The 12,684-nt window shown below is 59.7% G+C and carries 8 protein-coding genes; 2 read left to right on the top strand and 6 right to left on the bottom strand.

The window, feature by feature from the left end; translation table 11 throughout:
- Positions 1–33: 33 nt before the first annotated feature.
- The 5 genes from NKI31_RS10520 to NKI31_RS10500 all read right to left on the bottom strand — a co-directional run bounded on the left by NKI31_RS10520 (position 34) and on the right by NKI31_RS10500 (position 8,959).
- Positions 34–2,205 (bottom strand): polysaccharide biosynthesis C-terminal domain-containing protein, encoded by a 2,172-nt coding sequence (locus tag NKI31_RS10520; RefSeq protein WP_352651458.1) that lies wholly within the window; start codon positions 2,203–2,205, stop codon positions 34–36.
- A gap of 69 nt (positions 2,206–2,274) precedes the next feature.
- A complete protein-coding gene (locus tag NKI31_RS10515) occupies positions 2,275–4,476 on the bottom strand; it encodes a GumC family protein (protein WP_352651457.1) in 2,202 nt (733 codons plus the stop codon).
- Position 4,477: 1 nt separating this feature from the next.
- Complete coding sequence (gene asnB, locus NKI31_RS10510; protein WP_023741167.1) at positions 4,478–6,475, bottom strand: asparagine synthase (glutamine-hydrolyzing); 1,998 nt, start codon at positions 6,473–6,475, stop codon at positions 4,478–4,480.
- Between the two features lies 1 nt (position 6,476).
- Positions 6,477–7,736: an O-antigen ligase family protein gene (locus NKI31_RS10505; RefSeq protein ID WP_023681031.1), complete on the bottom strand. Its 1,260-nt coding sequence runs from the start codon at positions 7,734–7,736 to the stop codon at positions 6,477–6,479.
- On the bottom strand, positions 7,733–8,959 hold the full coding sequence (locus NKI31_RS10500; RefSeq protein WP_352651456.1) for a glycosyltransferase family 4 protein: 1,227 nt from the start codon (positions 8,957–8,959) through the stop codon (positions 7,733–7,735). The genes NKI31_RS10505 and NKI31_RS10500 overlap by 4 nt, the downstream gene beginning before the upstream one ends.
- An 856-nt stretch (positions 8,960–9,815) precedes the next feature.
- Here NKI31_RS10500 and NKI31_RS10495 point away from each other — a divergent pair.
- Together NKI31_RS10495 and NKI31_RS10490 are read left to right on the top strand one after the other, a co-directional pair.
- Positions 9,816–11,294: a M10 family metallopeptidase C-terminal domain-containing protein gene (locus NKI31_RS10495; RefSeq protein WP_023817753.1), complete on the top strand. Its 1,479-nt coding sequence runs from the start codon at positions 9,816–9,818 to the stop codon at positions 11,292–11,294.
- 88 nt (positions 11,295–11,382) lie between these two features.
- Positions 11,383–11,595 (top strand): DUF768 domain-containing protein, encoded by a 213-nt coding sequence (locus tag NKI31_RS10490; RefSeq protein ID WP_023817752.1) that lies wholly within the window; start codon positions 11,383–11,385, stop codon positions 11,593–11,595.
- A gap of 61 nt (positions 11,596–11,656) precedes the next feature.
- Here the strand turns inward: NKI31_RS10490 and NKI31_RS10485 are convergent, their stop codons facing one another.
- A complete protein-coding gene (locus tag NKI31_RS10485; RefSeq protein ID WP_023817751.1) occupies positions 11,657–12,403 on the bottom strand; it encodes an AAA family ATPase in 747 nt (248 codons plus the stop codon).
- Between the last annotated feature and the right edge of the window lie 281 nt (positions 12,404–12,684).

Here is a 12,684-nt window from a genome sequence, read left to right as displayed (position 1 = left end):
ACGACGGCGATCACCGTAGCCAAAACAGTGCTCTCATTTGCTCGCCCTCAAGAACCAATGCCATTGACGGGCATCGACCGCGCTCGGCCTCATCGACAGCAAGGCAAAAACCAAGCCTGGCATGATTTTCAGTCGCTTGCGGATATAGACGGCCATGGCAATGCTCCAGATGCTCAGTGCAAGTGCCACACCCACCGCAGCGCCAAGCAGGCCGTACACCGCAACTCCGGCTGCACAGGCAATTATATTGGCCACAGCACCCGCTACCATCGTCGTTGCCGCAGCCCATTCATTTCCAGTCATGGTCAGGAGATTCTGTTGGGGCCCGCACAGCGCGACAAAGACATATCCCAAAATCAGAACCCGTGCGATCGGCGCTCCCGCGCTATAACCCTCACCGAAATAGCTCAAGAACGGCTCGACGATCACCATCATCGGGACGGCCACCAGGATGGCACCGCCAGCAGAAAGCAGGGTTGCGCGCGCGAACAGCTGTTGTAGGCCTCTGCGATCGCCTCTGACGTAGAGATCGGCTGCTGTTGGCGAAAACATGGTTGCCACGGCGATACGGGACAGGCCTACGAGCATCGCGACATTCAAGGCCAGCGCGAAAATACCCGCTTCAGCAATATGGCTTGTCCAGCCCAAAACCAGGACTCCTGCCCGACTGACGAAAACATCGAGCCCGGTGATGAGCATGAGCGGGGGGACGGCAAGCCACCATTCCCTCGAGGCGTAACTTGGCTTGGCGTGTCCCAGGTCGGGTGGTTCAAACCTCCTCGCGATGATGAACACCAGGGCCGCTGTGAAAGCGGAACTCACAAGCACCGCCAGCGTCACCGAGGGCGCATCCACTGTTCGAAATCCCGACAATGCCAGGAGGGCTACCAACACGAGCAGGAGCCCGTCTCGCATGATGCGCTCCGGCAACAACGCCGAGACAACGCCGCCGAAAGCACGCACAAGCGTGGCTCCGAGAGCATAGGCGGTAACCAAGGGCACAGCCATCATGCCGAGCACGATGCTTGTCTCAAGCCCTCTTTCCGTTGGATCTGAAAGGAACAGGACTGACGCAGCGCCGATCATCCCGAACAAGGTTGCCGCTATCAGCGATCTCTGCAGCGCAAATCTTATCACCCCGCGGGCCAGATCAAGCCTGCCACTGGCCCTATAGGCCGGGAGGAAACGCAACAATGATACATTAAAGCCAAGCGTTGCCAGATAGGCGAGCACTGACGTCCAAGCCTGAACGTAGGAATAGATGCCGTAGTTGTGAGGTCCGATAAGGCGTGCAATTGCCAACTGGGCAAGACTGGTCAAACCAGCGCCACCAATATAGATCAACAAGGCGAAGATGCTTGCCCAAGCGAGCCGCGATCCCATGTCCTTGTTGCGCGGCGGTGTGGTTGCTGAACCAGTTGTTACGTCTGCGCGATGAGATGGCAACTCAATTTGCTTTTCGCCGACCGCCCTATCGAAGCGCGACAATGCAGAAAGTATTTGTCTCTCAATCCGACAAATACTTTTAAAGGTCGATGGACCATCGGTGTATTCGACGGAGATGATTTCCCGGCCAGATGTTGTCAGGAGGTCATGCATCGCTTCAAAAACGGCGAACGAGCGCATGTTCACGTTCAAGTCGGCCTCGAAAATCCGTTCCGCCGGCGGCTCAAGCTCCATCCGCCTACGAAGGCGACTTTCCACGACCGCAGCTGGCACCAAGAGCCTGATGGTGAGATCGGCCGCCGGTGCGAGGCTGAGCGCCTTTTCCAGCGTTCTGGGGTTGGTGCTCCCATTGAACATCGCAAGCGAACCAATCGCTTGAACATATCCTTGATCGAAAATCGTAATTTCGGGCGATTGCTCCGCAGACTTCCAGCAACGCGAAAGGTGCAGGATGTATCGCCAGATTCGCGCGCGCCATATTCGGTTTTTTGGCGGTATCATCCTCACCATTGCAAAGGAATTGGAAATATCATCGGCTCGCCCTGCCGAAAAAAGCAATATTCTGGCTGTTGAAAATATCGCCGATACGATCCGTGATATGAACAGAAAGATTCCGAGATCATATTTGGCGGCCCTGGTGCTTGGCTTGTAGCTGAGGGCGACCTTGGCGTGATAGCCTTTCCCGCGCAGCTGCTGCGCAAGCGCATGTGCGAAGGTTGTTTTGCCGGATCCTGGAGGTCCGAAAAATTCAATGATCATCGTGTAGCTGGCTCGATTTAGGGACGCGATCGCTCCCTGGAGATTCTGTTGAAGATCGCAGACGCATCTTCAAACCCTCTCCAACAGAAGATCGGCGTTGTCTCCGAGCCTGGAGCCGGCTAGCCTCTTCAGGTTCACCCGGGTGAGCACACTCCCTACTGGAACGGTGGCGGATCCGCCGGCCCCTATTGCATCCAGAGCACCACGGGCAATGCTGCGCCTCGTCCTTGCCCAGCGAACGGCAAAAAGCACCGAATCGGCCCAGCGCTTAAGCAGCCTGGTTTCAGGCCCCCCGAGGCCCAGGGGACCGTTCATGATGACCACGTCGTAGGCCGAACGCAGCTCCTCGGTGAACTGGCATTTGTCGACGGTGGACAGAAGCGTCAGGAGATCATCGGAAGGTGCTGGAGCGGCCATGAGGTCGATACCGATTTCCGGCATCCTCGTGATTGCATCCTTCAGCACGCAACGTTCATTCACATAGTCGCCGAAGGAGTTCCGGGCCTTGTCGGTGCTGAATTCACCACGAAACCCGTTCGTGAGCCGTACATCCTTGCGATCGAGATCGAGGAAAAGCACTCTTCCTCCCAGCCGCGTTGCCGCCAGCGCCAGGCTCCATGCCAACTCGGTCTTCGCATCGTCCTGGATGCTGGACGTCACGAGAATGATATGCGGCGGCTGCCCCTTCCCCTGAGTTGGCGCCGCAGTGACGAGCAGCGAAGTCACGGCGCGGCTGAACGGCAAGTTCTGCTGGCTCAGAACCAGATGCCGTAGCTTTCTGGCGTTAAGTCCCGCAACCCTGGGAAGCAGTCCTACGCACGGGACCCCAAGCTCGGCCTCGGCTTCGGCTTCACTGCGCAAGGTTTGGTTGAAACCGTTGCGGACTAGGACAATGACCGCCCCCATGAGACCAAAGACGACCATGCCGGGGGGAATCAGGAAAATTGGCGACAATGTCATGGGGGTCGACGGCGGCCAGGCGGTCGAAAGGACCGCTACGCCTGGGGAAGGAGCGGCGATGCGACGTGTCAAGTCCTGCTGCCGGCTCAGGAGTTCGTTGTAATGCTGCGTCACGATGGCTACCCGAGGCTCAAGGGAACGCAGCCCCGAAAGTTGGCTCGCCGTGTCGGCCACGGCCGCGTCGAGCATCGCTTTGCGACTTTCAAGAGCCGTAGCCTGGGACCGGTAGACATTTGCCTCGGCAGCGATTCGGGCAACGCTTTGCTCCATTTCGCGGGCGATCGCGTTGCGCAGATCGCCGTCGGCGGCGGCACCCGACTGGCGTGTCACCAGGTCCGTCAACACGGGCGACCCGATTTCTTCAGCGATGGCCGTGACCGGGGCGCCCGCCTTGCGCAGGTCCTCAATACGGCGAAGGCGCGCTTCCGACGCGGAAAGACTGGCTTTCGATAGGAATATCTGCCGGCCGAGTTCCGCTGTCTCACTGGCTGCGTTGTTGGCCGCAGTCTGATCGACGGCGCCATGCGTGAGCCGGTATGTCTCCAGCCGATCTGTCGCTTCGACAAGATCCCTTTGTACTTGCGGAAGGCTGGCGACTATCGAATCCAGATTAACCTGATCCGATGCCCGGCTTTTTTGTACCAGATCTTGAATGTAGACCTGGGCAAACGTGTTCGCGACAAGTGCCGCACGCGCCGGACTTGGATCGGTGAAGCCGATGGTGATGACGCGTGATCGCAGCTCTTGTCCGACCCTCATTCCCTTGCGTAGCGCCTTCAGCTCGGGCGCGTCCGCTGCGTCCGGATTTTCCGCCACTGTCTTATCCTGTCTCCAGGCCCTGTTCAGGAGGTCGATGAGGAACGAGCCAGCCGCGGGCGGGACGGCATTGACGACGCTCTTTCCGTTACCGTCGACTGGTTGGGCTTTGCGCAGTGCTGCCAGGACCCGACGCAGGTGGCCTTGCGAGGAGAGCATCGTCAGATGATCATCGATGTTCGATTCCAGCGAGTCCTGGGCGGATGCCACGCCACCCGAAGCACTGCTGCTCGGGGCGTCGATAATGACCTGCGTCGTTGCCTCGAACAGCACCGGGCGGGTGAAGCCTGCCAGTCCGGCCAGGATGCCGCCCAGAAGGGCCATGGCAAGCAAGAACCATTTTCGCGTCGTCAGGATGATGACGAGCTGGTGGAAGGGTGACGATTGCGTTGGCTCGCGTGGCGGCCGCATCAAGCGCAGATTGGTTTCAAGTGTCCCAGCTTCCATCTGCTTGGCGCGCGGACGCCGGGCGCGGTTGGCTATGGAACCTTCCATCTCAATCCCCTGTCAGTTCGATATGGTAAGAAGGGTGCGTGGCGACCGTCGATGGCCGCATGGCTTCGTTGCGCCACGCCTGAAACATGAGCACCGGCCACAGGTCGCGGAAATTATCTTGGCTTCCATGCAGATGATTGCGCCAGCATGCGTCGACCTTCTCACGGTCGATGACCCCGTCCCCGGAGCGGCCGATCGTGGCAATGATATCGGTTGCCCAGCCGCGCAAGGGCCCTTTCAACCAAGTCCCGACCGGAACGTCGAAACCTTGCTTGGGCCGGTCGACCAGTCGGCGTGGTACATAACGATCAAGCAGTCGGCGAAGCAACCATTTGCCCTTCCCGTTTCGGACTTTGGCACGGGCTGGCAAGCGCCAGGCGAATTCAACGACGCGATGGTCCAGGATCGGGCATCGCCCCTCGAGGCTGTTGGCCATAGTGGCTCGATCGAGCTTCACCAAAATGTCGCCCGGTAGGTAGCCTGTCATGTCGGCGAATAGGAGCCGCGAGAGCAGGCCGTCGAGCTTTGTCGTGTCGGTAGGTGCTGTCGACGGCTTGCGATGAACAAGGTCGTTGGCTGAAGATTTGGTCAGTTGCAGAAGGAGTTCGTCCTCATCTCGCGCCGCGAGCAGGCGGGCAAGGCGAGCCAGGCGGTCACCGCGCAAGCCATGCCGCATATTCGATGAAAGCGGCAGATTGCCGAAGATATCTTTCTGAGAGGCTTGGGCCAGCAACCCAGCCCCCGATGCCAACAGCCGGCGAAATGACAATGGCAGCTCATGCTGCTTTGTGAGGCGGGCTGCCAGGAAGTGTCGAGAATAGCCTGCGAAGCACTCGTCGCCACCATCGCCTGAAAGGGCCACGGTTACATGTTGCCGCGCGAGCCGCGACACCAGCAGCGTCGGTATCTGCGATTCATCGGCAAACGGCTCGTCCCAAATCCGGGGCAGCTCCGGAATGACCTCAAGCGCGGCGGCCGGCGAGAGATGAAGTTCCGTATGATCGGTGCCCAGATGCCGAGCCACCGCGGCCGCATGGGGAGCTTCATCAAACCCACCTTCGCCGAACGCTATGGTGAACGTACGAACGGGGTTTCGGGACTGTGCCTGCATCAGCGCGACGACAGTCGAGCTGTCGATTCCGCCCGACAGAAAGGCGCCCAGCGGCACATCTGCAATCATTCGTTCCTTGACGGCCAGGCGGAGCAGGCTGTCGAGCTCGGTTGCGAGGTCCTCGTCGCTGGCAGCTATCGGATCGCGCTGTCCCTTGCAGGCGACATCGGCCAGCGACCACCAAGGGTGAATGCGATGCGCAAGCGAACCGGTGCCTCGGGCGTTGGCGAATTGGGCCGCAGTGACCGACAGGACTGATCCAGGTGGCAGCTTGAACACGCCCTGCCAAATGCAACGGTCATCCGGCACCCAGCCTTTGGAAACCATTGTCGTCGCCGCATCGACATCGAGTTCCGGGGTGAAGCCTGGGAAGCAAGTGATCGCCTTCAACTCCGAGGCGAAGACGAGCGCATCACGTGTCAAGGCGACATAGAGTGGCTTCTTCCCCATTCGGTCGCGGGCAAGCTGAAGCGTTCGGTTCTTCAGGTCCCACAGCCCAAAAGCAAACATGCCAGCGAAGCGCGCGAGGGCTGAATCAAGGCCCCAGCTTTCGATTGCGCACAGCATGACCTCCGTGTCGCTGGCGCCGCGGAAATGATGGCCCGCCCCTTCCAGTTCACGGCGCAGATCGCGAAAATTGTATATCTCGCCATTGAAGGTGATGACATACCGACCGCTCGCGGAGAGCATTGGCTGGCGACCCGCTTCGGACAGGTCGACGATGGCCAGTCGCCGGTGGCCGAAGGCTACTCCCCCTTCACGGCTCACCCAGAAGGCCTCACCGTCAGGTCCGCGATGACGAAGCGCCGTCGCCATCGGTCCGATGGCCCTGAGCGCACTTGCGTTGGCTGCATCGGGCGCCAACAAAATTCCGGCGATCCCACACATTCTAGCATCTCCTCTGGCGAACAATCGCGGGGATCGCTTCCGGCGTCCCAGCGGCAAGGCAGAGGGTCAGACAGAACCACACGATCGGATGGCGGATGACCAAATGCGGAGCACTGAAAACGGCGATCGATGCCACGAGCGCCACCAGAGCGTCCAGCTTCGCCCGCCAGGCGGACAACGCAGCCGAGCCGAAGATCCACATCAGGGCTAGAACCGAAATCAGGCCGCCCTGAGTGTAGAGATCCAGGATGGTGCTGTGCGCCTCGAAGGGCCGCGGCAAAAACTGTTGATTGACCACGGGCGGACTATCTAGGTGCGGGCCCGGACCCAGTCCAAGCGATCCCGATCGTGCCCCCTTTTCCAAGGCTGCATTCCAGAGGTAGAGGCGAAGCGCCGCGGTTTGGGCAGTCGCTTCCCCGCCCTTGTCTTTGGTCAGGCTCTTGGCGAAGTCTTCGGCGCTGGAGGCCTCGCTGAGGGCATAGGGCGCTATAGACAGGGCCAGCGGCAGGAAGCCAACGGCCATCAGGACGGCAAGCTGCCTTGAAAGGCTCGCCTTATTGCCGTCGCTCGTCAGCCAGGCCCGGACCCGCAGCCCGAGAAGGATCAGACAAGCCAGGACCGTGGTATAAAGGTAGGTATCGCTTTTTGTCAGCCTTCCGACGTAAACGGTGAATATGAGGCTGCATAGGGCAAGGCATCTTCCCCATTTATTGCTGGTGGTTGTGGCAAGATGCAAGGCCAGTGGACCGAGTAGGGCGCAGTAGAGCGCAAGCTGGTTCGGATTGTCGGACCATCCGCAGAAGCGGTCCCAGTACCAGGGCTCGACCCCAGCCTGATGGAGCCAGCCGAAGCCAAGCCCTACCTGAATGATGAAGCCCGCATTCGCGATAGCAACCATCCACCAGGCGATACGACGCAAACGGAAAGACGCGTTGGGCTCCGCAGCGGCCAGACAGGTGACGCACGCCAACAGCACATAGGCCAGCGTGTCGTGCAACAACGGATCCAGGAACAACGTGGTTGTCAGAAAACCGATGATGTAACCCACGCCCATGGCAAGCGCCAGGATCAGCCAGAAAAGCCCAAGCTTGGCCAGGGCCGGCGTAACCTCCAGTTGGCCGCCAGCAAGGATTCGCGTCATCGACAGCATTATCCAGAGCGTGAGGCATAGTTCGCTGTAGCCGAAGGGCAGCCCTGGGATGCTGAGTTGCGCCGCGTAGGACATCGCGACGCCGAAGGCCAGAAGCGCATCACGCATCATTGCCGCGCCTCGCCCAGTCGATGGGGGCTCGGCACCGCCTCTTCCCTCGGATTCGCCTGCGCAGCTTGAACAAGCCTGCTGCGATATCTGCCACCCAGGATTGTCTTGTACAGGTCGCAATACTGGTCGATGACCCACGCCAACGAGAACCGCTCCCGCACGAATCCGACGGAACGGCTCCCCATGGTCTTGCCACGGGCGGGGTCGGAAAGAATATCGACTATCCGGGAGGCCAAGCCATCCGCATCGCGCGGCGCCACGAGATAGCCGTTCCAGCCATCCTCAACCACATCGTTGCAGCCCGGCATGTTCGAGGCGACGATCGGTAATCCGGACAATCCCGCCTCCAGCAGGACACGCGGAATTCCCTCGCGATATTGCGTCGGAAACGCAAACAGATCCGCCATCCCAAGGAGGGCTGGAATGTCGCGCCTTGGCCCCAATGCGACAACGTGGGGAACATGGCGCTCGATATCGGCTCTGCTGACGGCAAACGGACCTTCGGAGTCTTGCGGGCCGACAAGTACGAAACGCGCGTTGGGCCTCTCGCGGATAACGCGAGGAACCGCCTCGATGAGGGTTGGAATCCCCTTCTGCCGCGTGAGCCGGCCGACAAATATTATGACCTGGGCCGATTGAAGGCCAAGTTCCTCGCGCATCGTGGCAGCCGAAGGACCACGATACCTTGCCATCGAGAATGCATCGGGGTCGATGCCAGAACTCCGGATCAGTCGCCCTTTGCCGCGAGCCACCAGCCGGTAGCGCTCGAAGAAGGCCTGATCATCACTATTCTGGAAGACGGTCATGGCTGTCCAACGAGACGCCACCCCCTGAAGGCCGCAAAAGAAAGGACGCAATGCCAGGGCCCGCGGCTCCCGCGACGAGAATGTCCAACCAAGCCCGTTGATGGTGCGAACGACGGGAACGTGCCCGCGCACCGCCAGTGGAGTTAGGATATTGGGCTTGGTGTCGAAACTTTGAATGATGTCCGGACGCAGTTCGGACATCAGTTCACGGATCGCGCTGACAGCACCCCATTCTGCACCGCCGCTGCCAAAGCGGTCGAACCCAAATCGGCGATGGGCAATGCCATGGGGTGAGAAGGCGGCTCCGAGATCACTCGAAACGGCAGTGACTTGAAAACCCCTTTCGCGAAGCGCCAAAAGGAACGGGATTCTTAGTCTATGATCCTCGCCTCCAACGCAAACCAGATGCGGACTCATCCTGTCGCTCCTGGATGCGATCCCAATCGCTTAAAACAGCTGATCCTATCCGCGGTTTCCATGGCCGGTTTCATCGCCCCTGAACACACAACAGCCAGTCCCACGCTAGGAGCACGCTTTCGTGCTGTCCTCGTCTGTTTGCATGAAGCAAGCTGATCAACGATGCGGCAATGCAGCCACAACCGCTGTCGCCTCGGTCAGTGAGTTGGATTCATCCGGTCTGACGGTGCAAGGACGACATCTTCGCGTACAACACGGCGGGCCGGATATAGAAAAGGGCTGTGTTCGAAAGGTCCGCGCGCCGCGTTCAAAGCAACTTCCGCCCGCCTTCTCTCGCCGGATCAACATCGCGACCAGGCGGTGTGATGACTCGCACCGCCAGTTCTCCCGACCGCTTCGTCTGGAAACAGGCTTTCACCCGGTCTCTGGATATGGTCGGACCCACCAGCCGCATCTTCCCGCGGCTAGGCGACCGCGTTGAGGAGCATCGAGCGGCTGCAATGGGAGGCTTCGCGAGGACGCGGTTCCTTTGCGGTCTGAGCTCGAATAAATCCTGCGGAAGCGCGCATTTGGGCGGTGGCTCGCGCAACCGAAGCGCGCATTGGCCGATTGCCGCCACTGCAAATGCGCAAGCGCTCCGGCAGACTTCGCTGCAATGCTTTCGTTGCAGGCTTGAGCGCCCGACATACTTGGATCATCTACAAACCTCTGACGCAAGCGTAGCATCGAGGCTGTTGTGTTTTCCGGACCATGATCAAAGATTCTATCAAGGGACGCCGGTATTTGATTTGTCGCTAATGGATCCTTTCCCTAGGCAGGTGTGGGGCGCCTACCGAATCGGACGAAGGGTATGTCAATGACAACACTCCATTACGCCTCGGGCGGGTCGGCCTCCGAGGTCGCGAAAGCCGGATTCAATCTTGTTGATGTATCTTCCTTGGACCAGCTCAACGCCTTGCCGGCCGGCCAGAAAGGCCTGGTGTGGCTCAATGAAGCAGATGGTGCAACCTCCTCCTTTATCCAGAAGGTCACGCCCTTCATCGGCAATCCGAAAGTGTTTGGCTTCTTCCTCGTCGATGAGCCGGACCCGACCGGCAAATGGGGAACTTATGCCACCGCCGCTGATCTGAAGGCGGAGTCAGACTGGATCCACAGCCACCTGCCCGGCGCCAAGACCTTCATAACAATGATGAACATGGGGTCTTCCGCTAACCCCGACTTTTCAAACACCTTCAATCCTGCCAACACGCATATCGACTATTACGGCTTGGATCCCTACCCGGTACGGACCGGAACAAGCACGATTGACTACAACATGATCGACAGGACTGTGGCGGCGGCCGTCGCCTCGGGCATCCCGCTCAGTCAGGTCGTTCCCGTGTATCAGACCTTCGGCGGCGGCGACTGGACGACCGACACGGGCGGTCGCTATGTCCTGCCCAGCGTTGCTCAGGAAAAGACCATGTTGGACCACTGGGCCAAGGTAGCGCCTTCGCCGGCCTTCGACTATGCCTATGCTTGGGGTTCTCAACAGGGCGACACGGCGCTTGAGAGCTCGCCGACGCTGCAGGCTCTGTTCCTTCAACACAACCAGAGCACCGCAAGCGGTCCTTCGGCCAGCGAACCGACGCCGCCGCCTACCAGCACAGCGCCTCCGCCCACAAGTGTCCCTCCGACCAGCACCGGCGATCACATTTTCTACGGCACGGGTAGCGCGGATGTGCTTCGCGGCACCGCTGGCGCGGACACGATGATGGGCCGCGGCTACAACGACACCTACTATGTCAACAACGCCGGCGACAAGGTGGTGGAACTGCGGCACAGCGGCAACGACAGCGTGCTGGCATCGGTGAGCTACGCGCTGTCGGCCGGCTCGCAGGTCGAGCATCTTGCGACCACCAGCAAATTGGGAACTGCCGCTATCAAGCTCACGGGAAACGAATTCGCCCAAACCATCGATGGCAATTCCGGGAGCAACACTATCAACGGCGGTGGTGGGAGAGACGTTCTGACCGGACATGGCGGCAACGACGTCTTTGTCTTCGATTCGGCTCTCAAGGTCGGCAATATCGACAAGGTCACCGATTTCAAAGTGGGCCACGACAAGATCCAACTCGACCACACTGTGTTTGCCGGCCTGCATACCGGCACCCTTCCCTCTTCGGCGTTCTACGCCGGCAGGGCCGCGCACGACAGCGGCGATCACATCGTCTATAACAGCACGACCGGCGCGCTTTCCTTTGACAGCGACGGCTCGGGCGGCGCACATCAGATCCAATTTGCCACTCTATCGCCACATCTGGCTCTGACGGCGTCCTCGTTCATCGTGACGTGACCGTGGGAACGTCAGCCTGAGCGAGATGGTCTGACGTTCTTGAATATGGCTGACGGAACCAAGAAGCCCCGCCGAGCTTGTACTTGGTATGAGCGCGCGCGGCATCGAATTCCTGCAGAAATGGGTAGAGGACAAGATCCCACTCTACACCAAGGCCGATCCGGTTCTTGCGGCGAAACTTGCGGACCAAGCAACGGCGGATGCCATCAGAGCGGGAATCCGCCCCGAGGAAATCTCTGAGGAAGTCGGAAGCATGTTGACGACCATGCTCGAAGTGCTCGATCAGCACGATTCGACATGATTGCGCGCTTTGGCGGCAGATGCTGCCCGGCTTGGCGCCAAATGCATAAATGTGTCATGGATCATAGGTCATGGGCCAGCCTGGGGGTAGCATGACCAACATGCTCTCCCAGAACGCGCGCGACGACCCCGTCCACGTCGTGAGGTTCAGCACCATTGACTTGTATCAAGGGCCATCGGTCCTGGCGCAGGCACTCGCCGACCTCTCTTGAGATTTCGGCCTGCCTTAATCCTTTGTCCACGCCAAGTTCGAACAGCATAACCTCGAGGAGCGGTTGCTGCGCATGCCTATCCACAAGACGGCGGCGTAACGTTTCCTGCGGCGCGTCGAGTTGCACAACGAGATCCGGCCGCGGCAGGAACGCAAGGCACTTGCGGACCGCGTCGAGGCTTGGAGTTCTAGCCAGCACACCCAGCGCACACAAAGCCTGAATCATGCCCTCTTCGAAGATGAAGCAACCGGGCGACTCCCGCGCTTGGCGCCAGGACTGGCACAGTTGGGCGATGTCGACCTTCATTCGCCATGACCACACGCGGCTTCGAAGAGGGATTGATGCCAGAAGCCGGGCCGCGACACTGTCCTTCGGCAAGGTCGACAGCAAGATAGGACCGGATGTGGCAATCTTCTTGCCAATTCGCCCTATGCCGTGGCGGATTTCCGGAGCGTCATCCTGAACCGATCCAGGTTCAATCAGGCGATACCCATTTACTGTCTTCACATTGATGCCGTGTCTCGCCAGCCCTTGGCAGAGGCCGCGAAGCAGCGTGGTTTTACCCGCGCCAGGCGGCCCAAACAACTCGATGATCATATGCTCTCGTCTCCGAACGAGCAGTCATTCCCCTACCGATCAAGCTTAGCCGGATTTCAGATCACACCAACGTTCATTTGAATGATTGTTCCAGTCAGTGAATCTGGGCACCGAGCCCGGATTCTAGCGGAGATGCCGATCGCATCCGTTCGCCTGGGCAAGCCGTCTTGCGCTCCACGGAGCTTGCAAGGAAAAACGACCGGCGCTGGACACAAATGGCAAAACATCTGAAGGACGCTCGGGAAGCGCTGGCTAGGCAAGATCGAGGCATCATCCGAATG

It is taken from the genome of Mesorhizobium sp. M0659 (assembly GCF_040320605.1).
In the GTDB taxonomy this organism is placed as follows: Bacteria; Pseudomonadota; Alphaproteobacteria; order Rhizobiales; family Rhizobiaceae; genus Mesorhizobium.
The sequence above is the reverse complement of the archived record's forward strand: the minus strand, read 5'-3'. Positions and strand labels throughout refer to the sequence as shown.